The 22,453-nt window shown below is 66.8% G+C and carries 21 protein-coding genes; 13 read left to right on the plus strand and 8 right to left on the minus strand.

The genetic code is table 11. The annotated features are described in order from the left end of the window. Positions 1-200, plus strand: a 200-nt coding sequence (locus tag KNW02_RS17960; protein ID WP_216034595.1) for a hypothetical protein, incomplete at its 5' end; no start/stop codon positions are given. Positions 201-425: 225 nt separating this feature from the next. Here KNW02_RS17960 and KNW02_RS17965 read toward each other — a convergent pair. Further along, positions 426-926, minus strand: a complete 501-nt coding sequence (locus KNW02_RS17965) for a hypothetical protein (protein ID WP_216034596.1) — start codon at positions 924-926, stop codon at positions 426-428. Between the two features lie 110 nt (positions 927-1,036). Between KNW02_RS17965 and KNW02_RS17970 the strand changes: the two genes are divergently transcribed. After that, positions 1,037-1,447: a SufE family protein gene (locus KNW02_RS17970; RefSeq protein ID WP_216034597.1), complete on the plus strand. Its 411-nt coding sequence runs from the start codon at positions 1,037-1,039 to the stop codon at positions 1,445-1,447. Here KNW02_RS17970 and mnmA read toward each other — a convergent pair. After that, positions 1,419-2,588, minus strand: a complete 1,170-nt coding sequence (gene mnmA, locus KNW02_RS17975) for a tRNA 2-thiouridine(34) synthase MnmA (protein ID WP_216034598.1) — start codon at positions 2,586-2,588, stop codon at positions 1,419-1,421. The genes KNW02_RS17970 and mnmA overlap by 29 nt on opposite strands. Positions 2,589-2,739: 151 nt before the next feature. Between mnmA and sciP the strand changes: the two genes are divergently transcribed. From sciP to recG, 4 genes are all read left to right on the plus strand, one after another. Then, positions 2,740-3,015: a CtrA inhibitor SciP gene (sciP, locus tag KNW02_RS17980; protein WP_216034599.1), complete on the plus strand. Its 276-nt coding sequence runs from the start codon at positions 2,740-2,742 to the stop codon at positions 3,013-3,015. Positions 3,016-3,115: 100 nt separating this feature from the next. Beyond that, positions 3,116-3,826 (plus strand): response regulator transcription factor CtrA, encoded by a 711-nt coding sequence (ctrA, locus tag KNW02_RS17985; RefSeq protein ID WP_216034600.1) that lies wholly within the window; start codon positions 3,116-3,118, stop codon positions 3,824-3,826. 272 nt (positions 3,827-4,098) lie between these two features. Further along, positions 4,099-6,285 (plus strand): NAD-dependent DNA ligase LigA, encoded by a 2,187-nt coding sequence (gene ligA, locus KNW02_RS17990; RefSeq protein WP_216034615.1) that lies wholly within the window; start codon positions 4,099-4,101, stop codon positions 6,283-6,285. After that, the gene (gene recG / locus KNW02_RS17995; protein ID WP_216034601.1) at positions 6,261-8,381 is read left to right on the plus strand and encodes an ATP-dependent DNA helicase RecG; all 2,121 of its coding nucleotides are present in this window, start codon (positions 6,261-6,263) and stop codon (positions 8,379-8,381) included. The genes ligA and recG overlap by 25 nt, the downstream gene beginning before the upstream one ends. 299 nt (positions 8,382-8,680) lie before the next feature. Here recG and KNW02_RS18000 read toward each other — a convergent pair whose 3' ends face one another. Continuing rightward, entirely contained in the window at positions 8,681-9,124 is a 444-nt protein-coding gene (locus KNW02_RS18000) for an iron-sulfur cluster assembly scaffold protein (protein WP_216034602.1), read from the minus strand. Positions 9,125-9,186: 62 nt separating this feature from the next. Here KNW02_RS18000 and hisI point away from each other — a divergent pair, with 62 nt between their 5' ends. Next, entirely contained in the window at positions 9,187-9,543 is a 357-nt protein-coding gene (hisI, locus tag KNW02_RS18005) for a phosphoribosyl-AMP cyclohydrolase (RefSeq protein ID WP_216034603.1), read from the plus strand. Here hisI and gluQRS read toward each other — a convergent pair. The 3 genes from gluQRS to KNW02_RS18020 all read right to left on the minus strand — a co-directional run bounded on the left by gluQRS (position 9,540) and on the right by KNW02_RS18020 (position 12,480). Continuing rightward, complete coding sequence (gluQRS, locus tag KNW02_RS18010) at positions 9,540-10,391, minus strand: tRNA glutamyl-Q(34) synthetase GluQRS (protein WP_216034604.1); 852 nt, start codon at positions 10,389-10,391, stop codon at positions 9,540-9,542. The genes hisI and gluQRS overlap by 4 nt on opposite strands. Next, on the minus strand, positions 10,373-11,728 hold the full coding sequence (trmFO, locus tag KNW02_RS18015) for a methylenetetrahydrofolate--tRNA-(uracil(54)-C(5))-methyltransferase (FADH(2)-oxidizing) TrmFO (protein WP_216034605.1): 1,356 nt from the start codon (positions 11,726-11,728) through the stop codon (positions 10,373-10,375). The genes gluQRS and trmFO overlap by 19 nt, the downstream gene beginning before the upstream one ends. A gap of 116 nt (positions 11,729-11,844) precedes the next feature. Beyond that, the gene (locus tag KNW02_RS18020) at positions 11,845-12,480 is read right to left on the minus strand and encodes a 50S ribosomal protein L25/general stress protein Ctc (RefSeq protein WP_216034606.1); all 636 of its coding nucleotides are present in this window, start codon (positions 12,478-12,480) and stop codon (positions 11,845-11,847) included. A 261-nt stretch (positions 12,481-12,741) separates the two neighbouring features. Here KNW02_RS18020 and KNW02_RS18025 point away from each other — a divergent pair, with 261 nt between their 5' ends. Continuing rightward, complete coding sequence (locus KNW02_RS18025; RefSeq protein ID WP_216034607.1) at positions 12,742-13,692, plus strand: acyltransferase family protein; 951 nt, start codon at positions 12,742-12,744, stop codon at positions 13,690-13,692. Between the two features lie 14 nt (positions 13,693-13,706). Here KNW02_RS18025 and KNW02_RS18030 read toward each other — a convergent pair whose 3' ends face one another. Both KNW02_RS18030 and KNW02_RS18035 read right to left on the minus strand, forming a co-directional pair. Further along, positions 13,707-14,879: an alpha-hydroxy acid oxidase gene (locus tag KNW02_RS18030; RefSeq protein WP_216034608.1), complete on the minus strand. Its 1,173-nt coding sequence runs from the start codon at positions 14,877-14,879 to the stop codon at positions 13,707-13,709. 54 nt (positions 14,880-14,933) lie between these two features. Beyond that, a complete protein-coding gene (locus KNW02_RS18035; RefSeq protein WP_216034609.1) occupies positions 14,934-15,209 on the minus strand; it encodes a hypothetical protein in 276 nt (91 codons plus the stop codon). A gap of 107 nt (positions 15,210-15,316) precedes the next feature. Here KNW02_RS18035 and KNW02_RS18040 point away from each other — a divergent pair, with 107 nt between their 5' ends. The 5 genes from KNW02_RS18040 (at position 15,317) to KNW02_RS18060 (ending at position 22,110) form a co-directional block, all read left to right on the plus strand. After that, positions 15,317-15,904, plus strand: coding sequence for a TetR/AcrR family transcriptional regulator (locus tag KNW02_RS18040; protein ID WP_216034610.1), 588 nt, complete (start codon positions 15,317-15,319; stop codon positions 15,902-15,904). 75 nt (positions 15,905-15,979) lie between these two features. Beyond that, the gene (gene dnaG, locus KNW02_RS18045) at positions 15,980-17,893 is read left to right on the plus strand and encodes a DNA primase (RefSeq protein WP_216034611.1); all 1,914 of its coding nucleotides are present in this window, start codon (positions 15,980-15,982) and stop codon (positions 17,891-17,893) included. Between the two features lie 147 nt (positions 17,894-18,040). Continuing rightward, positions 18,041-20,017 carry an RNA polymerase sigma factor RpoD gene (gene rpoD / locus KNW02_RS18050; RefSeq protein WP_216034612.1) on the plus strand — a complete coding sequence of 659 codons (1,977 nt, stop codon included), beginning with the start codon at positions 18,041-18,043 and terminating at the stop codon, positions 20,015-20,017. A gap of 123 nt (positions 20,018-20,140) precedes the next feature. Continuing rightward, a complete protein-coding gene (locus tag KNW02_RS18055; protein ID WP_216034613.1) occupies positions 20,141-21,634 on the plus strand; it encodes a DNA recombination protein RmuC in 1,494 nt (497 codons plus the stop codon). After that, on the plus strand, positions 21,631-22,110 hold the full coding sequence (locus KNW02_RS18060) for a secondary thiamine-phosphate synthase enzyme YjbQ (protein WP_216034614.1): 480 nt from the start codon (positions 21,631-21,633) through the stop codon (positions 22,108-22,110). Before KNW02_RS18055 ends, KNW02_RS18060 begins: the two co-directional genes overlap by 4 nt. Positions 22,111-22,453: the final 343 nt, after the last annotated feature.

Consider the following 22,453-nt stretch of genomic DNA (forward strand, 5'->3'; position numbering starts at 1 on the left):
CGGCACCGGCAGCACCCGGGCTGCTGCCATTCACCGCCATGCCCGTCGGCGCGCACAACACCCCCGGCCTGCCCAAACACCACAATTCCCATAGCGCCAAACCGGACCGCGGCTTCGTTCAATCCGGTTTCAATGAGGTCGCGGAACGCGCCAAGACGCCCCCGATCCGCCACGCGACCTCACAGAACCCTCCAGATTGAACCCTCCAGATTCAAGCAGCGGCTAAACGTCCGCTTCGTCCCGCATCAGCGACATTCCCTCCCCGCGCAGCGAAAGTCGGCAGAAGTGGAGATCTCCCGCGATAAACGTATATCTTTCCGTGCTTTTTTGCCCATCGATGCATGGTTTTCCGGAGACATCCGACCCGTCAGTACGGAAACCATGATGCGCGCCAGACACGGCTGGTCGCGCGGTGGCGGGGCCGATCAGCGCCGGATCGTCACCACATTCGCCGCGCCGGTGATCTCGACCGCGGTGACGCCCGCCAGCTGGACCGACGACAGCGGCATGGCCGCGGTGATCTCGTCGGTTTCGGGGCGTGCCGGCAGGCGCGAGGCCTCGCTGCCCGGGATCGGGGGCAGGCCGACCATGCGCAGCCGCAGGACGCCGTCCGGGTCCGGGCTGATCCGGCCCTCGGGCTGGGGGCGGCTGGTGATGAGCGCGACCGAGGAATAGCCCTTGGTCGGGGCCATGGCGGTGACCACCAGCAGCCGGCCCTCATTCGTCGGCTCCCAGCGGGCGCCGGTGATCTGCGGGATGCCGGGGCGCAGGTCGGTGACGTTGTCATAGCCTTCCTCGGGCTCGAGCGTCGGGCTGGGACTGCCGCCGAACCAGCCGAACGGGTTCCAGCCGCTGTCGCTGAAGCTCCCGCCGCAGCCCGAAAGAAGTAGCGCCGAGATCAGCAGCGGAGCGGTCAGTATCCTCATGTCACCATCCATCGCGTTTTGCCCGATTGTTAGGGGAAAGCTGCGGGCGGCGAAAGCCTCTTTGACCTCGGGCGCCGCCCGCGCTAACCGTCATCCGAAAGGAGCCCGCCATGGCCAGTCCCGCCTTTGAAGATATCGCCGAGACCTTCGACTTCCTCGATGACTGGGAAGATCGCTATCGCCACGTCATCGAACTGGGCCGGGCCATGCCGCCGATGGATGCGGCGCTGCAGGTGCCGGCCACCAAGGTCGAGGGCTGCGCCAGCCAGGTCTGGATCATGCCGGTGATCGAGGACGGCCGTTTCGATTTTCAGGGCGACAGCGACGCGATGATCGTGCGCGGGCTGATCGCCATCCTGCACGCGCTGTATTCGGGCCTGAGCCTGGCCGAGGTCACCCGCGTCGATGCCCATGCCGAACTGGCCCGGCTGGGCCTGGACGAACATCTTTCCTCGCAGCGCTCGAACGGGTTGCGGGCGATGGTCGAGCGGATCAGGCTGCTGGCCGCCGACGCAGGCTGATCCAGCCGCCGCCCAGGACGCGGGTGCCATCGCTTTCGTAGAAGACGCAGGCCTGGCCGGGGCTGACGCCCTCCTCGGCATCCAGCAATTCGATCTCGGCCCGGGCGCTGCCGGTGGGGCGCAGGATCGCCGGGCGCGGCGGCCGGGTCGAGCGGATGCGGACCGAGCAGGCGATCTCGCCCGAAAACGGCCGGTCACCCAGCCAGTTCACCTCGGAGACCGGCACGATGGTCGTGGCCAGCGCCTCTTTCGGGCCGACGACGACGCGGCGCGCCTCGGGGTCCAGCCGCACGACATAGAGCGGATCGCCCAGACCGCCGATGCCGAGGCCGCGGCGCTGGCCGATGGTATAGTGGATGACGCCGCGATGGTGGCCCAGCACGTTCCCGTCCATGTCCACGATCTCGCCCGGATCGGCGGCGCCGGGGCGCAGTTTCTCGATCACCGCGGCATAATCGCCGTTCGGGACGAAGCAGATATCCTGGCTGTCGGGCTTGTCGGCGACCGACAGCCCGTATTCGGCCGCCAGCGCCCGGGTTTCGGCCTTGCTTTGCAGATGCCCCAGCGGGAAGCGCAGGAAATCCAGCTGTTCCTGGGTGGTCGAGAACAGGAAATAGCTCTGGTCGCGGGCCGGATCGGCGGCCATGTGCAACTCGGCCTTCACCGGGCCGTCCTTGCGCTGGATATAATGGCCCGTGGCCATGCAATCGGCGTCGAGATCGCGCGCGGTTTCCAGCAGGTCGCGGAATTTCACCCGCTCGTTGCAGCGGATGCAGGGCACCGGGGTGGCGCCGGCCAGATAGGCATCGGCGAATTCGTCGATCACCGATTCGCGGAACCGGTTCTCGTAATCCAGCACGTAATGCGGAAAGCCCATCCGCTCGGCCACGCGGCGGGCGTCATGGATGTCCTGGCCGGCGCAACAGGCGCCCTTCTTGGCCAGGGCCGCCCCGTGATCGTAAAGCTGCAGGGTGACGCCGATCACGTCATAGCCCTCGGATTTCAGCCGGGCGGCCACGACCGAACTGTCCACGCCACCCGACATCGCCACCACCACGCGCGTCTGCGCGGGAGGTTTGGCAAAGCCGAGGCTGTTCAAAGCAGGATCGCGCGCCGGGGCGCGGGCAGTGGTGGTGGTCATCGGTTATCTCGAAGGCCTGTCGCGAATTGCGTCGAAATATAGGTAAATGCCACGCATTCTCAACCCGGGACGCTTGAAAAAGCGGTTCTGGCTAACCGCCATTTAAGGGCTTTCCGCCAGTGTCGCAGGACGCGACCAAAGGACAGGTGGAATGTTCGTGAAGAAAAGCAGTGGCCCCCGGACCGTCTCCTTGCCCGATGGCAGCATCCTGACCGTGGCGGATCTGCCGCCCGCGACCACGCGATGGGTTGCGCGACGCAAGGAGATCGTGGTGCTGGCGGTGAGACACGGGCTGATTTCCCGCGATGACGCGCTGCGCCGTTACGGGTTGTCGGAGGAGGAATTCGACAGCTGGTGCGAGGCCATGCGGCGTCATGGCTCTGCCGCGCTGAAGGTCACATCGATCCAGAAATTCAGACAACCATAGGTTGCATCCGGTACAATTAACGTTCATAAGTAACGACATATTAACCCGATGGGCCGATTGTCGGTGCTGGACCTAGACGAATCAAGAGTGAGACCACGTCATGCGTATACTTCTGGTTGAGGACGATCCCAGCACCGCACGCGCGATCGAACTGATGCTGACTGCGGCCAGCTATAATGTCTTTCGCACCGATATGGGCGAGGAAGGGATCGACCTGGCCAAACTGTACGATTACGACCTGATCCTTCTGGATCTGGATCTGCCGGACATGCACGGCATGGAAGTGTTGCGCCATATCCGGCTGGCGCGGATCGACACCCCGATCCTGATCCTGACCGGATCTGACGATACCGAAAGCAAATTGCGTGGCTTCGGGTTCGGCGCCGATGATTACATGACCAAACCATTTAACCGCGAAGAGTTGCAGGCGCGGATCCAGGCGATCATCCGTCGCTCGAAAGGGCATAGCCAGGCGATCATCCAGACGGGCGAGATCGTGGTGAATCTCGATGCCCGTTCGGTCGAGGTGAAGGGCCGGCCGGTGAACCTGACCGGCAAGGAATACCAGATTCTCGAACTGCTCAGCCTGCGCAAGGGCACGACGCTGACCAAGGAGATGTTCCTCAATCACCTCTATGGCGGCATGGACGAGCCCGAGTTGAAGATCATCGATGTCTTCATCTGCAAGCTGCGCAAGAAACTGTCCGAGGCGCTTGGCGGCGACAACCATATCGAGACCGTCTGGGGGCGCGGCTATGTGCTGCGCGATCCCGGCCCCGGCAATGCCGAACGGATGGCCGTCGGCGCCTGATCGCTGACCGACCAGACCGGAAGTTCCGGCCGGCCCGCCCTCCCGGTGCCGGCCGGTTTCATTCCGGGCGCCTGCCGCCGCCGAGACCCCCCGATTCTGCGTCCCTCCGGCGGGGCGATATCCCGTCCCGCGATTCCGGCCGGCCCCTCTGGGCGAGGCCGGCTTTCGCATCGTATAGAGGGGCAGGTGGCGATGGCCGCCGATCGGGAACGGCAAGGGCAGGGTGCAGGGCGATGGCGCAGAATTCGAGGCGGGACGAGGCAGAAACCGACATGGCTGGCGCGCCGTTGTCCCTTGATGCGCGCCCGGCGCCCGGCGATCTGACCGCGCGGGAGGCCGCCGATGAGATCGCCGATCTGGCCGCGCGGGTGGCCCGGGCCAATGAGGAGTATCACGCCCTCGATGCGCCGGTCATCAATGATGCCGAATACGATGCGCTGAAGCGGCGGCTGGCCGATCTGGAGGCCGCCTTTCCCGAACTGGCCGCGCCCGACAGCCCCACCGGCAGGGTCGGCGCGGCCCCGGCCGAGGGTTTCGGCAAGATCACTCATGCACAGCGGATGATGTCGCTTGAAAACGCCTTTTCGGACGAGGATGTCGGCGATTTCGTGACCCGGGTGCGCAGCTTTCTGGGTCTTGGCGCCGACGCGCCGCTGGCCTTTACCGCCGAGCCGAAAATCGACGGGCTGTCGCTGTCCTTGCGCTACGAATCCGGCCGGCTGGTGCAGGCCGCGACCCGCGGCGACGGGGCGGTGGGCGAGAATGTCACCGCCAATGCCCGGACCATCAGCGATATTCCGCAGATCCTGCAGGGCGACGTGCCCGCGATTCTGGAGGTGCGCGGCGAGGTCTATATGAGCCATGCCGATTTCGGGCGGCTGAATGCCGAGGGCAGCGGCCGGGTCTTTGCCAATCCGCGCAATGCGGCGGCCGGATCGCTGCGCCAGATCGATGCCGCCGTCACCGCCAGCCGGCCGCTGAAGTTCTTTGCCTATGGCTGGGGCGAGTTGAGCGAGCCGCTGGCCCAGAGCCAGATGCAGGCGGTCGGACGCCTTGCGGCACTGGGCTTCCGGACCAACCCGCTGATGCGGCTTTGCGCCGATGCCGGCGCGATGATCGCCGTCTGGGCCGAGATCGAGCAGCAGCGTGCGACGCTGGGCTATGACATCGACGGCGTGGTCTACAAGGTCGATGATCTGGGCTATCAGGCGCGGCTGGGGTTCCGCTCGACCACGCCGCGATGGGCGCTGGCGCACAAGTTCCCGGCCGAGACCGCCTGGACCCGGCTTGACCGGATCGAGATTCAGGTCGGCCGGACCGGTGCGCTGTCGCCGGTGGCGCGGCTGGAGCCGGTGACGGTCGGCGGTGTCGTCGTCTCGAACGCGACCCTGCATAACGAGGATTACATTGCCGGGTGCGACAGCGCCGGGAACCCGATCCGCGAGGGGCGCGACATCCGCGAGGGCGATTGGGTCAAGGTCTATCGTGCCGGTGACGTGATCCCCAAGATCGCCGATGTGGACCTGTCGCGGCGCCCCGGTGACGCCCAGCCCTATGCCTTTCCGACCCGCTGTCCCGAATGCGGATCCGAGGCGATCCGCGAGCCCGGCGATTCCGTGCGCCGCTGCATGGGCGGGCTGGTCTGCCCGGCGCAGGCGGTCGAGAAGCTGAAGCATTTCGTCAGCCGCGCGGCCTTCGATATCGAGGGGCTGGGGGCGAAACAGATCGAGATGTTCTTTGCCGACGACACCCTGCCGATCCGTGAACCCGCCGATATCTTCACGCTGGCCGGACGCGACGCGGCCAATCTGCCGAAGCTGAAGAACCGGGACGGCTTCGGCGAACGCTCGGTTGAAAAGCTGTTTGCGGCGATCGAGGAGCGGCGGCGGATCGAGTTGAAACGGCTGATCTTCGCGCTTGGGATCCGCCATGTGGGCGAGGTCGCGGCGGCGACGCTGGCCCGGCATTTCGGCACCTGGCAGGCGCTGGTGGCCGCCGTGGACGGCGCCGCGCAGGAACCTGCCTTCGCGGCCCCCGACGACAAGGCCCGCAAGGCGGCGCTGGCCGACAGTCCGAACTGGGCGGAACTGACCGGCATCGACGGGATCGGCGCGGTGCTGGTCCAGTCGCTGGTCACCACCTTCCGGCAGCCGGCGGAACGCGCCGGCATCGACCGGCTGGCCGCACATCTGGATATCCGGCCCGACGATTCGCCCGCCGCGGCCAATACCGAGATCAGCGGCAAGACGCTGGTCTTCACCGGCACGCTGGAGCGGATGACCCGGGCCGAGGCCAAGGCCCGGGCCGAGGCGATGGGGGCGAAGGTTGCGGGCTCGGTCAGCGCGAAGACCGATCTGGTCGTCGCCGGGCCGGGCGCGGGCTCGAAGGCGAAGAAGGCGGCGGATCTCGGGGTTGCCGTCATCGACGAGGATGAATGGCTGCGGATCGCGGGGCAATGAACGCGCCCAAGGGACGGCCCCCGGCGCTGTTTCCGCTGTTCGCGGCGATCGACACGCTGCCCGGGATCGGCGCCAAGGGGCAGGCGGCGCTGGCGCAGATGCGGATCGAACGGCCGCGCGACCTGATCCTGACCCTGCCGAACAGCGGCGTGACCCGCCGGCGCATCGCGCGCCTGGCCGAGGCCCGGCCGCCCGAGACGGTGACGGTCACGGTCACGGTCGGCCGCCACCATCCGCCGACGGCGCGCGGTCGCCCCTGGCGCGTTCATTGCGGCGACGATCAGGGCGGCGACCTGACGCTGGTCTTCTTTCATCCCCGGCGCGACTGGATCGAGAAGCAGTTGCCGACCGGCGCGCGCCGCGTGCTCAGCGGCAAGGTCGAGCTGTTCGACGGCCTCGCCCAGATGGTTCACCCCGACCATATCCTGCGCGAGGACGAGCCGCTGCCGCCGGAGTTCGAGCCGGTCTATCCGCTGTCGGCCGGGCTGACGCAGCGCAGCATGGCCCGGGCGGCCGAGGCCGCGCTGGAGCGTGTGCCCGACCTGGCCGAATGGACCGATCCGCAGGTGCTGGCCACCCGCGGCTGGCCGGGTTTCACCGAGGCGCTGCGGCTGGCCCATGCCCCCGGCTCGGCCAGGGACCTGTCGCCCGACAGCCCGGCACGGGCGCGGCTGGCCTATGACGAATTTCTGGCCCATCAGATGACGCTGGCACTGGTTCGCCGCGAAAAGCGCCGCGCCAGAGGCCGCCCCAGTGCAGGTGACGGGCGCTTGCGGCGCGCGGTGCTGAACAGCCTGCCATGGCCGCCGACCGGCGCGCAAAGCCGCGCGGTCGGGGAAATCGCCGCCGACATGGCCGGCGCGCACCGGATGAGCCGGCTGCTGCAGGGCGATGTCGGCTCGGGCAAGACACTGGTCGCCATGCTGGCGGCGCTGATCGCGGTCGAGGCGGGCGGGCAGGCGGTGCTGATGGCGCCGACCGAGATCCTCGCCCGCCAGCATGCCCGCGCACTGGAGCCGCTGGCGCGGGCGGCGGGGATCCGGCTGGCGGCGCTGACCGGCCGCGACAAGGGGGAATTGCGCGGGCAGTTGCTGGAGGATCTGGCCACGGGGCGCATCGACATTCTGGTCGGCACGCATGCGGTGTTTCAGAAGGACGTGCAGTTTCACGATCTGCGGCTGGCGATCATCGACGAACAGCACCGCTTTGGCGTGGCGCAGCGGCTGGAACTGTCGGCCAAGGGCGATGCGCCGCCCGACATGCTGGTGATGACGGCGACACCGATCCCGCGCTCGCTGGCGCTGACGCAATATGGCGATCTGGACCTGTCGGTGCTGGACGAAAAGCCGCCCGGGCGGCAGCCCGTCACCACGGTGATGATCAGCGACCAGCGGCTGGACGAGGTGACCGCGCGGCTGCGCGCGGCGCTGGATCACGGCGCGCGCGCCTATTGGGTCTGCCCGCTGGTCGAGGAAAGCGAGCTCAGCGACCTGACCGCCGCCGAGGCGCGGTTTCAGGCCCTGCGCGCGCAGTTCGGCGACCGGGTCCGGCTGCTCCACGGCCAGATGCCGCCCGATCAGCGCGATGCGGCGATGGGTGATTTCACCGCCGGCCGCGCCGCGATCCTGGTCGCCACCACCGTGATCGAGGTCGGCGTGGATGTGCCGGAGGCCACGATCATGGTGATCGAACGGGCCGAGAATTTCGGGCTGGCGCAACTGCACCAGCTGCGCGGGCGCGTCGGGCGCGGGCAGGGCGCCTCGACCTGCGTGCTGATGTATCACGCGCCTCTGGGGGAAACCGGCGCGCGCCGCCTGACCACCCTGCGCGACACCGAGGACGGGTTCCGGATCGCCGAGGTCGATCTGGAGATGCGCGGCGCAGGCGACGTGATCGGCACCGCTCAGTCCGGCCTGCCGCAATTCCGCATCGGTGACCTGGAACATCAGGCCGGGCTGATGGCCGTGGCCCGGCAGGACGCCCGGGCATTGCTGGAAAACGACCCGGATCTTGAAACATCGCGCGGGCAGGCGATCCGCGCCCTGATGTGGCTGATGAGCCAGGACGAGGCGATCCGGCTGATCGGCATCGGTTAAGATTCGTTAAAATGTTCCTAAAAAGTTCTTTACAGCGGTGCGGCGATATGAGAACAAAAAGGCAACAGATAGGAGTTGCCCCATGCCGCATCACTTCATGTCCCGCGAATTCATCTGTGACGCCCTTGGCCTTGCCGGGCTTTCGATCACGACCATCATCGTCTTGTGGCTGCCCGCTATCCTGCAGGCCTGATCCTCTCTGCCCCGCGTTGCGAAAACGGTGCCGTCCGCCTGTGCGCCGTCCTGTCCCTGCACGCGCAACTTGACCGGCCCCGTCGCGGGCCGGTTTTTTCTTGCGCTCAGGCCGCGGCCTGGGCCTCGTCCATGGCTGTCAGCGTCGCCTCCCATGCCAGCAGGATCGAGGCGTGACGGTTGGGATAGTCGCGGGCAGGCAGCAGGGCCTCGAGATCGGCGAAGGGTGCCGAGGGGGGATCGCCGGCCTCCTTCAGCATGGCCCGCAACTGGTCGCGGGCGGTCAGGATTTCGGCGTGGCTGCGGCCGATCACGGCGCCGCCCAGAACGGCGGCCGAGGCCTGGCCCAGGGCGCAGGCGCGCACCTCCTGGGCGAAATCGGCAATGCGGCCGTCCTTCAGGACCACATCGACCGACACCGAAGATCCGCATTGCGGGGATCGCTGCCTTGCGCTGCCATCGGGCCGGGCGAGACGGCCCTGATGCGGGATGGCCGTCGTCAGCGCCAGAATCCGGCGTGAATAAAGCTGCATCAGGTCGCTGTCGGGCATCGGTCCTTTTCCGTGCGCTGCATCCGTCCTAGATAGGTGCCCCGAAGCCGAAAGGAAACCCGATGTTCGATCCAGCCAGCCTGAAATACGATGCCAACGGCCTGATCCCCTGCATCGCGCAGGAGGCCGCAACCGGCGAGGTGCTGATGGTGGCATGGATGAATGCCGAGGCGGTGGCCCGCACGCTGGCGACCGGCCGCGTCACCTATTGGTCCCGGTCGCGCCGGGCGTTCTGGGTCAAGGGGGAAAGTTCGGGCCATGTACAGGAACTGGCCGAACTGCGCGTGGATTGCGACCGCGACTGCCTGCTGGCGCTGGTCCGGCAAAGCGGCCCGGCCTGTCACACGAACCGGCGCAGCTGCTTTTTCACCGCCATCCGCGACGGCGCCGAGGTCGAGATCATGCAGCCCGAGGGCTAGAACCCGACCATCCGGTGAATGTCCTGCGGGCTGGCGCCTTCGGCGCGCAACTGGCGGATGGCGCGGGCATCGTCACGCTTGGCCAGCCGCCTGCCGGCCTCGTCCCGGATCAGCCGGTGGTGATGATAGAGCGGCGTCGGCAGCTTCATCAGCTTCTGAAGAAGAACATGTATCCATGTGGAATCGTACAGGTCTTTTCCGCGTGTGATGACGGTGATGCCCTGCGCCGCGTCGTCCACCACAACGGCCAGATGGTATGAGGTGCCCATGCCGCGCCGCGCCAGGATCACGTCGCCGATGCCGTCCAGAAACTCGGCCCGGCTCAGATTGTGGTCATGGCCGGGCATGATGGCCTCGTCGCGGAAAGCAAGGCGATCGATCTGCAGCATGTCGAAGGCCCGGGCCACGTCGAGGCGGATCACGTCGTCCGCCCCGGCATCCGCCATGCTGCGCCCCCGGCAGGTCCCGGGATAGATCAGCCCGTCCGGCCCCGCCGGCAGCGCGCCTTCCTGCGGGGCCGACAGCGCGGCGCGGATATCGCCGCGCCGGCAGCGACAGGGATAGCACAGCGGCGCCAGCCGGGTCAGGGCGGCGCGATAGGCCTCCATGCGCCCGGTCTGGCGCATGACCGGGCGCTGCCAGTCAAGGCCCAGCCAGGCAAGATCCTCGTGGATCGCGGCCTCGAATTCGGGGCGGCAGCGGTCGCGGTCGATATCCTCGATCCGCAGCAGGAACTGGCCGGGACCGGCCTCGCGGGCGGCGACCAGCGCCGCATAGGCATGGCCCAGATGCAGCAGCCCGGTGGGCGAGGGCGCGAAGCGGGTGCGTCTTACTGCGCGGCCAGCCATGTGCTGAAATCGTCCTTGGCACGCTGCGTATAGGCCGGATAGCGATCCTTGCGGCCCTTCCGCCCGCCGCGACTGTCTTCCAGCGGCGGGAACAGCCCGAAATTCACGTTCATCGGCTGGAAGGTCCTGGCCTCGGCGCCGCCGGTGATGTGATTGACCAGCGCGCCCATCGCCGTGGTGAAGGGTGGCGGCGCCAGATCGGCCCCCTTCGCTTGCGCCGCGGCCATCCGTCCCGCCAGAAGGCCCATGGCGGCGCTTTCGACATAACCCTCGACCCCGGTGACCTGCCCGGCAAAGCGCAGGTTCGGGCGCGCGCGCAGCCGCATCCGCTCATCAAGCAGCGTCGGCGAGTTCAGGAAGGAATTGCGGTGGATGCCGCCCAGCCGCGCGAAGCCGGCATTCTCCAGCCCCGGGATCATGCGAAACACCGCGGTCTGGGCGCCATATTTCATCTTGGTCTGGAAGCCGACGATATTATACAGCGTTCCCAAGGCATTGTCGCGGCGAAGCTGGACCACGGCATAGGGTTTTTCGCCGGGCTTGTGGGCATTGGTCAGGCCGACCGGCTTCATCGGGCCGTGGCGCAGGGTCTCGCGGCCGCGCTCGGCCATGACTTCGATCGGCAGGCAGCCGTCGAAATAGGGCGTGGGGTCGGGGGCCGAGGCGGCCTCGCCCTCGCGGAACTCGGTCTTGTCGGCGGCCAGCAGCGCGTCGATGAAGGCCTCGTATTGCGGCCTGGTCATCGGGCAGTTGATATAGGCGCGGCGTTCGGCCTCGGTCTCGCCCTTGTCATAGCGGCTCTGTTCCCAGGCGACCGACATGTCGATGGTGTCGGCGTGAACGATCGGGGCGATGGCGTCGAAGAAGGCCAGCGACGCGGTGCCGGTCCCGGCCCGGATCGCCGCCGCCAGCGCGTCCGAGGTCAGCGGCCCGGTGGCCACGATCCAGTTGCCCTCGGCGGGCAGTTCGGTGATTTCTCCGGGAACGATCCGGACCAGCGGCTCATCCCGCAGGGCGCTGGTGACGCCGGCCGAAAACGCCTCGCGGTCCACCGCCAGCGCGCCGCCGGCGGGCAGGCGGTGGCGGTCGGCCATGGCCATGATCAGGCCCCCGGCTGCCCGCATCTCCCAGTGCAGTTGGCCGACCGCGTTCATCCGGTCGTCATCCGAACGAAAGCTGTTTGAGCAGACCATCTCGGCGCAATCGCCGGTCTTGTGGGCGAAGGTGGCGACCGCCGGGCGCATTTCGTGCAGCACCGCCGGGACGCCGGCCCGGGCGATCTGCCAGGCGGCTTCCGAACCGGCGAGGCCGGCACCGATGATATGGACGGGCTCCATCCGGACCTCTTGTCTTCGCGCGCCGCAAGGGCAGGGCGCTGGCTAGCAAAGCGGCGTGAAAAAGGAAAGGGCGGCGCCATCGGCACCGCCCCAGATCAGCGCGATCCCGAAAGGGATCATTCCTCGGCGGACGCCTCGGCTTCCTCATCGGCACCGGCGGCTTCCTCGTCGCTGGAGCGCAGCGCCGAGGGGGCGGCAAGATTGGCGATGACGAAGTTGCGGTCGATGGTCGGCTTCGAGCCGGCGGGCAGTTCCACATCGGCAATATGGATGCTGTCGCCGACTTCGTGGCCCGACAGGTCGACGGTGATGTGATCGGGGATGTCGCCCGCGGTCACGATCAGTTCGACCTCGGCGCGCACGGTCACCAGGGTGCCGCCCTTCTTCAGGCCGGGGCATTTCTCATGGTTGATGAACTCGACCGGGATGAACAGGTTCACCTTCGAGGTGCGGCGCAGGCGCATGAAGTCGATATGGATCGGCAGATCCTTCACGACATCCTTCTGCACGCCGCGGCAGATGACGCGAACGTCTTCCTGACCGTCGACCTTCAGGTTCCACAGGGTGGACATGAAGCGACCGGCACGCAGCTTGGTCAGCAGGTTGTTGAATTCGAACGCAACGGCGACCGGGTCCTTGTGGTCGCCATATACGATGCCGGGCACCTTGCCTTCGCGGCGAGCTTGGCGGGCGGCCCCCTTGCCTGTCCCCGCGCGTGCCTCGGCCACCAGATCCGGGATCTCTTTGGCCATGATAGCTATTCCTTAAGCAGTTGTTGACACCGTCATCCTCCAAGGGTGCATGACGGCAGGGCGCGGCGGTACACCAGGGCGGCCGGAATGTGAAGGGCGAATCGACGAATTCAAACCGATCTTTTGTTTGACAGACGGCATCGGCAACAATATGCCTATCCGAAGAGATTTCCCTTGCCGGGCGTGTGCGCATCTGCCGACAGGCCTGTCGGTTGGCGGGCCATACTTGTAGCGATTTGCCATTGTAGCGAGACATTCTTCATGACCCAGCGAATTTACGCCGTCGATTACATGAAGATTGTCATCATCGCCTTCGTGGTCATCGGGCATGCCGGATTGGGGCGAGAGACGCTTGGACTGCCCTATGTCATCCTTGCGAATACCGTGTTCCGGACTGCGGTGCCGCTGTTCGCGATGGCGTCGGGATTCTTTTTGTTCAGGACCGGTCTGAAGGGTCGCTCCCGGACCTGGATATTCCGGCTCCTAGTGCTTTATGTCACCTGGTACGCCGTGTTCTTTCTGATCATGCGGTTGTGGCACCAAAGCGCATTGCTCAATCTGCGAGAGTTCCTTCTGGGGTTCTATCACCTGTGGTTTCTCGAAGCGCTGGCGATCGGTGCCGTCTTGCTGATCCTGTTCGCACGAAAGGGGCCGAAGGTTCTGGCGCGCGCCGCGATCATCTGTGCCGTGATCGGCCTTTCGCTGCAGTTTCTTCAGGTGACCCATCTGGTCGATATTCCGCTGGACATCTATCGCAGCGGACCGTTCTACATCTTTCCATTCGTGGCCATGGGCTATCTTTTCGCCTTGGGGATGGCCGATCCGAAGGCACTGCCCTGGCCGCTGCCCGACCGCGCGCGAATGATGCGCCTGGCTCAGATCGGGTTTGCCCTGGCCCTGGTGGAGAACACCCTGACGCTGACGGTCATCGGCCCCTATGCGCTGCTTGAGTTTCCGCTGGGCATTTTCCTGCTGACCCCGGCCCTGTTCGGCCTGATCCTGAGGATCGAGGCTCCGCCGACCGACCTGCCGCTGGGGCAGATGGCCCTGGCGATCTATATCATGCATGTGCTGTTTCTGTATGGGGCAACGGTGCTGGGCTGGACGCATCCGCTTCTTCCGGCGCTGGCCGGGTTCTTCGTACCGGCGCTTGTGGTCCTCGGCATTCGGCGTCTGGGGTGGAGACAGGACCCGATACGCCAGAGCTTCTGACCGACGAAGCGCCTTCAGGCGCCGTATTCCGTCGCAAACCCTTGCGGGACCAGCAGGTTCTGCCGCCCCAGTGCTCTGACATCGCGCTCGCCGCACAGGGCCATGCTGATATCCAGTTCCTTGCGGATGACCTCCAGCGCCTTGGTCACGCCCGCCTCGCCCATCGCGCCGAGGCCGTGGATGAAGGCCCGCCCGATCCAGGTGGAATGCGCCCCGAGGGCCAGCGCCTTCAGCACGTCCTGACCGCTGCGGATGCCGCTGTCGAGATGGATCTCGACCTTGTCGCCGACCGCCTCGACGATATGCGGCAGCATCCGGATCGAGGACAGGGCTCCGTCCAGTTGCCGCCCGCCGTGATTGCTGACGATGATCGCGTCGGCGCCGAAATCCGCGGCGATGCGCGCATCCTCGGGGTCGAGAATGCCCTTCAGGATCAGCTTGCCGCCCCACATGTCGCGGATCTGGGCGATCTTGTCCCAATCCAGCCGCTCGTCAAACTGGGCGGCGGTCCAGTCCATCAGCGAGGCCACATCCCCGGCCGTCACGCCCTTGGCATGGCCGACGATATTGCCGAAGAAGCGCCGCCTGGTCTGCAGCATGCCCATGCCCCAACGCCATTTGGTTGCCATGTCCAGCAGTGTCGGCAGGGTCAGCTTGGGCGGCGCGGACAGGTCGTTCTTCAGGTCCTTGTGGCGCTGGCCGAGGATCTGCAGATCCAGCGTCAGCACCATCGCGCTGCACTTCGCCCGCTGGGCGCGCTCGATCAGACCGGCCAGGAAATCCTGATCCTTCATCACGTAAAGCTGGAACATGAAGGGCGCGCCGGTATGCGCCGCGACATCCTCGATCGAGCAGATCGACATCGTCGAGAGGCAGAAGGGCACACCGAATCTCTCGGCCGCGCGGGCGGCGAGGATCTCGCCGTCGGCATGCTGCATCCCGGTCATGCCGACCGGAGCCAACCCGACCGGCATGGCGACCGGAAGGCCGACCATGTCCGAGGCGGTGCTGCGCCCCGACATGTCCACCGCCACCTTCTGCCGCAGCTTCAGCCGGGCGAAATCCGTGCTGTTCTCGCGGAAGGTCTGCTCAGTATAGCTGCCCGATTCCGCGTAGTCATAGAACATCCGCGGTGTGCGGGCGCGATGCAGGGCCTTCAGATCTTCGATGCAGGTGATGACGGGCATTCTGCGCCTCCGGACGGGTCACGAGACCCTAACCAGCGGCCCGGTGCCGTTCAATCACCTGCGGGCGCGCTGCATCCGCGCGCGGGTCTCGGGATCGATCACCGGGCCTTGCAGCGAGGCGGCCCGATCGCGCAGCGCGGCCCCGCGCGTCTCTGTCGCCGCATCCGCCTGATCCGGGCTGGCTGCGGCGATTCCGGCATGATCGGGCAGGGCGGGCTCGGCCAGGATCAGATCCGAGGGCATCAGCGCCGGGTATCGCCCGGCGCCACCGCCGCAGGCGGACAGGATCAGCAGGGCGCAGAACGCGGCAAGGCGGGATGGATGGCACATGGCTCGCAGGTTAGGGCCGCGCGCGGCGGTCGGCAACCGGCATCGCCGCGGTCGGCGCGATGCAAGGCAAAGCTTTCCCCCCGGGCGCCGCCGCTCTAAGAAGCGATATGGCCAGAACCCAAGGATCCCGCGCCGAGATTACCGGCCCGCTCATTCGCGACGAAGCCCGCCGGCTGTTTGCCCGGCAGGGCTATGCTGCGGTCTCCATGCGTCAGATTGCCGCCGCCGTCGGCGTGCAGGCCGGCGCGCTCTATGCCTATACGCCCGACAAGCAGGCGCTGCTGTTCGATCTTCTGGAGACGCATATGCAGGATCTGCTGGCGGCCTGGCAGGACGACGCGACCGCCGATCCGCTGGCCCGGCTCGAGGCTTTCGTGCGCTTTCACATCGCCTTCAGCCTCGATCGTCCGGATGGGGTGTTCCTGTCCTATATGGAACTGCGCAACCTGACGCCCGCGAACTACCAGCGCATCGCCGCGCTGCGCGGTCGCTATGAGGCCGCACTGGACCGGATCCTGCATGATGGGATCGTGGCCGGGGTGATGCATGTCCCGGACCGCAAGCTGGCCACGATGGCGCTGATCGCGATGCTGACCGGGGTGACGAACTGGTATCGCGAGGGCGGTCGCCTGGACCGGCAGCGGATCGGCGATATCTACTGGGATCTGGCGCGCGGCGCGGTGGGCGCCGATTGACGTGACCGCCGCCCCGCCGCAGATTGCCCGCCTGCACGGCTTTACCGCCCCGCGCGCCCGTCCGATAATCGCCCCATGAGTCTGCCGCCCGGCTTCCTTGACGAATTGCGCAACCGCGTCCCGATCAGCCGCGTGATCGGGCGCAAGGTCGTGTGGGATCTGCGCAAGTCGAATCAGGCCCGGGGCGACTGGTGGGCGCCATGCCCGTTCCATCAGGAGAAATCGGCCAGCTTCCATTGCGACGATCAGAAGGGCTTCTATTACTGCTTTGGCTGCCACGCCAAGGGCGACGCGCTGAGTTTCCTGCGCGAATCCGAGGGCCTGGATTTCATCGGCGCGGTCAAGGTCATGGCCGCCGAGGCCGGGATGCAGATGCCCGAGCCTGACCCGCGGGCGCGCGAACGCAGCGACCGGCGCACGCAGCTCTTCGAGGTGACCGAGGCCGCCTGCCGCTGGTTCCGGCTGCAGTTGCAGACCGGCGCGGCGGCCGGGGCGCGCGACTATCTGGCCCGGCGTGGCCTCGATCCCGAGGCCGAGGCGCGGTTCGAGATCGGCTTTGCGCCCGACAGCCGCACGGCACTGATCCAGGCGCTGCGCGAGAAGGGCATGGCCGAGGCGCTGATCATCGAGGCCGGGATGGCGGCCCGGCCCGACGATGGCGGCGCGGCCTATGCCCGGTTCCGCGGTCGGATCACCTTTCCGATCCGTGACGGGCAGGGGCGCTGCATCGGTTTCGGCGGCCGGGCGATGGACCCGAATGCGCGGGCGAAATATCTTAACAGCCCGGAAACCCCGCTCTTCGACAAGGGGCGCAATCTCTACAATATCGGCCCGGCGCGGGCGGCGGTGGCCAGGGGCCAGCGTCTGGTGGTGGCCGAGGGCTATATGGACGTGATCGCGCTGGCGCGGGCCGGGTTCGAGGGCGCGGTGGCGCCCCTCGGCACCGCGATCACCGAAGAGCAGTTGCGGCTGATGTGGCGCCTCGCGCCCGAGCCGGTCATCGCGCTGGATGGCGATGCGGCCGGGCAGCGGGCGGCGCAGCGCCTGATCGATCTCGCGTTGCCGATGACCGGGCCGGGGCAGGCGCTGCGCTTCGTGATGCTGCCGGCGGGGCAGGACCCGGACGACCTGATCCGATCGGCCGGGGCGGGGGCGATGGCCGCGCTTCTGGATCAGGCGCGGCCGCTGGTCGATCTGCTCTGGGCGCGCGAGACCGAGGGGCAGGTCTTCGACAGCCCGGAGCGCAAGGCGGCGTTGGACCGCCGGCTGCAGGAGGCGATCGGGCGCATCCCCGACGAGCTGACCCGCCGTCACTATGGCGACGAGATCCGGGCCAAGCGGCACGACCTGTTCGGCACGGGCTGGCAGGCGCGGCGGGGCGGCTCGGGCGCGGCGGGCCAGAGGCCCGCCCGGCGCGGAGGGGCCTCGATGGCCCCGAACGTGCCGCGCGCGCCCATGCTTCAGGCCAGCGGCCCGCTATCCGGCGAATGGCTGCTGGAGGGCGCCAGCCTGCTCATCTGCGCCCTGCGCCCGGACCTTGTGGCCGTGGTCGAAACCCGTCTGGAACGGCTGCTGCCGCAGGATCCGGGCCGCGCCGCGCTGCTGCATGACCTGCTGTCGGGGGGCGACAGCCCGGACGGGCGCCGCGCCCTTGAAACGCTGCGCGCCGACGCCCATCTGGGCCTCACCCCCGCCGTGATCGAATCGCAGGATGAGGTCGCCGCGACGGCCATCCTGGCCAATCTTCTCGAACGGCTGGAGGCGCGGCGCGCGGCCGGTGCCGAACTGGCCCGGGCCGAGGCGGAAATTCAGGGCGAGGCCGATGAGGGCCTGACCTGGCGGATGCAGCAGATCACCCGCGCCCGGCACCGGGCCGAGCGACCGGAGATGGAGGATAGCGGCGATCTGAACGAGGATCGCGACGCCCTGTCGAGCCAGCTGGAGCAGTTCATCAGCGGCGAGATCTGGCGCAAACCGCCGCGGCGCTGACCGGGCAGGGACGAATCACCCGCAGTCAGGGGTGCGAATCAGCCATTGCCCCGGTCTTTGATTCGCCGCTCGTCCGCGCTAGTACTGGACCAAATTCGCGGTGATTCGCCCGGTCCCGCGAATCACCCGCCCGAGAAGGAGCCCTGGATGGCCACCAAGGACGACGAGCAAGACAAGACCGACAAGGACGACAACGCCCATTCGCTGGACATGAGCCAGGCGGCAGTCAAGAAGATGATCGCCGAGGCGCGCGAACGCGGCTACATCACCTATGATCAGCTGAACACCGTCCTGCCGCCCGAACAGGTCAGCAGCGAGCAGATCGAGGACGTGATGTCGATGCTGTCCGAAATGGGCATCAACGTCATCGAGGACGAGGACGAGGCCGAGGACGCCGAGGGCGGCGCCGTTGCCACCACCGCCTCGACCTCGCGCGAGGTCGCGGTCGCCACCACCGAGACGGAAAAGCTGGACCGCACCGACGACCCGGTGCGCATGTACCTGCGCGAGATGGGCTCGGTCGAGCTGCTGTCGCGCGAGGGCGAGATCGCCATCGCCAAGCGCATCGAGGCCGGCCGCAACACCATGATCGCGGGCCTGTGCGAAAGCCCGCTGACCTTCAAGGCCATCACCATGTGGCGCCAGGAGCTTCTGGAAGAGGAAATCCTGCTGCGCGACGTGATCGACCTCGAAACCACCTTCGGCCAGTCGATGGACGGCGACGAGGGCGAGGACGAGGAAGACCTGGCGGATGAGGGCGAGACGGCCCAATCCTCGCAGGAGCGCGAGGAGCTGGATGCCGACGGCAATCCCATGGCGCGCGAGGAAGACGAGGACGAGGACGAGGGCGCCAATCTCTCGCTTGCGGCGATGGAGGCCAGCCTCAAGCCCAAGGTTCTGGAAACCCTCGAAATCATCGCCCATGACTACGAGCGCCTGGCTGACATGCAGGACCAGCGCATGTCCGCGACGCTGAACGAGGATGACAGTTTCTCGGCCGCCGCCGAATCCGAATACCAGAAGCTGCGCAGCGAGATCGTGGCGCTGGTGAACGAGCTGCACCTCAACAACAGCCGCATCGAGGCGCTGGTCGACCAGCTTTACGGCATCAACCGCCGGATCGTCACCATCGATTCGGGCATGGTCAAGCTGGCCGACGCGGCCCGCATCAACCGGCGCGAATTCATCGACGCCTATCGCGGCAGCGAGCTGGACCCGGCCTGGGTCGACCGCATGTCGCAGCAATCCGGGCGCGGCTGGCAGGCGCTGTTCGAACGCTCGCGCGATCAGGTCGAGAAACTGCGCGGCGACATGGCCGAGGTCGGGCAATATGTCGGCGTCGATATCGAGGAATTCCGCCGCATCGTCAGCCAGGTCCAGCGCGGCGAGAAGGAGGCGCGTCAGGCCAAGAAGGAGATGGTCGAGGCGAACCTGCGCCTGGTCATCTCGATCGCCAAGAAATACACGAACCGCGGCCTGCAATTCCTTGATCTCATTCAGGAAGGCAATATCGGTCTGATGAAGGCGGTGGACAAGTTCGAATACCGCCGCGGCTACAAGTTCTCGACCTATGCAACATGGTGGATCCGGCAGGCGATCACGCGATCCATTGCCGATCAGGCCCGCACCATCCGCATCCCGGTCCACATGATCGAGACGATCAACAAGCTGGTCCGCACCGGCCGCCAGATGCTGCACGAGATCGGCCGTGAGCCCACGCCCGAGGAACTGGCCGACAAGCTGCAGATGCCGCTGGAAAAGGTCCGCAAGGTGATGAAGATCGCCAAGGAGCCGATCAGCCTCGAGACCCCGATCGGGGATGAGGAGGACAGCCAGCTTGGCGATTTCATCGAGGACAAGAACGCGGTCCTGCCGCTGGACAGCGCCATTCAGGAAAACCTGAAGGAAACCACGACCCGGGTTCTGGCCAGCCTGACCCCGCGCGAGGAACGGGTGCTGCGCATGCGTTTCGGCATCGGCATGAACACCGATCACACGCTGGAAGAGGTCGGCCAGCAGTTCAGCGTCACCCGCGAACGGATCCGCCAGATCGAGGCCAAGGCGCTGCGCAAGCTGAAGCATCCCTCACGCTCGCGCAAGCTGCGGTCCTTCCTGGACCAGTAGGCGTCGGGCTGGCGGCGTGATCCCGAGGCGCCGCGTCCCGGCGGGGCGCGGCAGTCTGGCAGGGCTTGCGCATGCGCACAAAAAGTGAACACTGATCCCTGACCGATCAACCCCGGAGTGTTCATGCTGCAGGACTATGCCACGCAGATTCGTCTCTGGCTCAACGATCTGGCCACGGTCCAGACGCTGCTGGCCGGGGCCGTGGTCGTTCTGCTGCTGCTGTGGTGGTTGGCGGCGCGCTGGCGGCGCGGCCTGAACATGGCCGGGGCGCGGCTGGCCCGGGCCGCCAATGATGCGTCAGTGCAGGAGACGCGCCTGCAGGCGCTGAACGCCGAGGCGCGCACCCTGGAACTGCGGGCGGGCCAGCAGGAGGTGCGGCTGGAAGGGCAGGCCCTGCGGCTGGCTGAACTCGGCGCGGATCGCGACGGGCTGGATGACGCGCTGCATCAGGCCCGCCAGCAGTCTTCGCGGCTGCAGACCGAACTGGCCGAGGCCCATCTGCGGGCCGAAAAGGACCGCGAGGCCGCCGCCCGCGAGATCGCCACCCTGCGCGAATTGCGCGACGAGATGACGGCGCAGTTCAAGCTCTTGTCGGCCGAAACGCTGCGGGTCCAGCAGGGCGACATGCAGAAGGTGCAGGGCGAGCAACTGACCGCGCTGCTGACCCCCTTCCGCGATCAGGTGCATCGCTTCCAGACAGAATTGCAGGCCAGAAACAAGGTCTTGGACGAGGAAGGTGCGCGGTTGCGCGAACAGATCGCCTTCCTGCACAAACGGTCCGAGGATATCTCGCGCGAGGCGGTGAACCTGACCCGCGCGCTGAAGGGCGAGAAGCAGCGTCAGGGCGCCTGGGGCGAGATGGTGCTGGAACGCATCCTCGAGGAATCGGGGCTGGAAGCGGGCACGCATTACGACATGCAGAGCAGCTGGCGCGACGAGGACGGCAAGCTGTGGCGCCCCGACGTGATCGTCAAGATGCCGCGCCAGAAGATCATGGTGATCGACAGCAAGGTGTCGCTGAACGATTACGAAATCTCGGTCAACAGCGAGGATCCGGCCGAGGCCGAGGCGGCGCTGCGCCGCCATGTCACGGCGATCCGCAACCACGTGACGACGCTGGCCGAGAAGGGCTATCACCGGATGGATGATGCCTCGGTCGATTACGTGCTGATGTTCATCCCCATCGAGGGCGCCTTTTCCGAGGCGCTGCGGGCCGATCCGGCGCTGGCCGGATTCGCGCTGGAACGCGGCGTCGGGCTGACCACGCCGACCACGCTGATGCTGACCCTGCGCACGGTCGAGCATATCTGGGCGGTCGAGCGGCGCGAAACGAACGCGCTGGAGATCGCCCGCCGGGCCGGCGCGCTCTATGACAAGGTCGCGGGCTTCGTCGAGTCGATGGAGGGTGTCGGCAAGGCGCTGGATCAGGCCACGCGCGCGCATGGGCAGGCGATGGACCGGCTCAGCCGCGGCTCGGGCAATGTCATCCGGCAGGTCGAGATGCTGCGCGAACTGGGCGCGCGGACGCAAAAACAGATCGGTCTGGACCATGACCGGGCCGATGATCCCGCCGTGCTGGAGCCGCCGCGCGATCGTGGCCCCGAGGCCGCGGAGTGAACCGCGTCCTGACCGTCGCCACCCATGGCCCGGCCTGCCATGAGATCACCGGCGAGGTGGCGGCATGGCTGGCGGGTCAGGGCGCGGGCGATGGTCTGCTGACGCTGATGGTCCGGCATACCTCCTGCTCGCTGCTGATCCAGGAAAACGCCGACCCGGATGTTCAGGCGGACCTGCTGGACTGGCTCGACCGGATCGCGCCGCCGGCCGACCATCCCTCGATGGGCTGGATCAGGCATCGCAGCGAGGGGCCCGACGACATGCCGGCCCATCTGAAGGCCGCGGTGCTGCCGGTCAGCCTGCAGGTCCCGGTTCAGATTGGCCGGATGATGCTGGGAACATGGCAGGGGATCTATCTGGTCGAGCATTGCCGCGCACCCCACCGCCGGCAGGTCGCGGCGCATTTCTCTGGCGCGCATCTTGGTTTTCGCACTGACGAGTCGGATTTCTCGGGAAAACCATGCATCGACAGGTAAAAGGCGCGAAAAGATATACGTCTATCGCGGGAAAGCTCTACATCTGCCGACTTTCGCTGCGTGGGGCGGGAATGTCGGCTTTGCGGGACGAAGCACTAGTTCGCTGCGGCTGCGCCAATGACCGCTTGTCGCCAGCGTCAACCTTATCCGGAACTCGTTGACAGCATCTTCCAATTTGACGGACATTGGGTAAATGAAAGACAAAATCATCTCTGAGATTGAACGAAGCCGCTGACGCGGGAGAGGTGTCTGTGTTGGCGGGAATGGCCCCCTGATGGGAAGGTTTGGTTGCTGAAGACCAACCTTTCATCAGGAGACCCTCCCATGGCTGATGCCACATCAG

It is taken from the genome of Paracoccus marinaquae, from assembly GCF_018860165.1.
Lineage (GTDB): Bacteria > Pseudomonadota > Alphaproteobacteria > Rhodobacterales > Rhodobacteraceae > Paracoccus > Paracoccus marinaquae.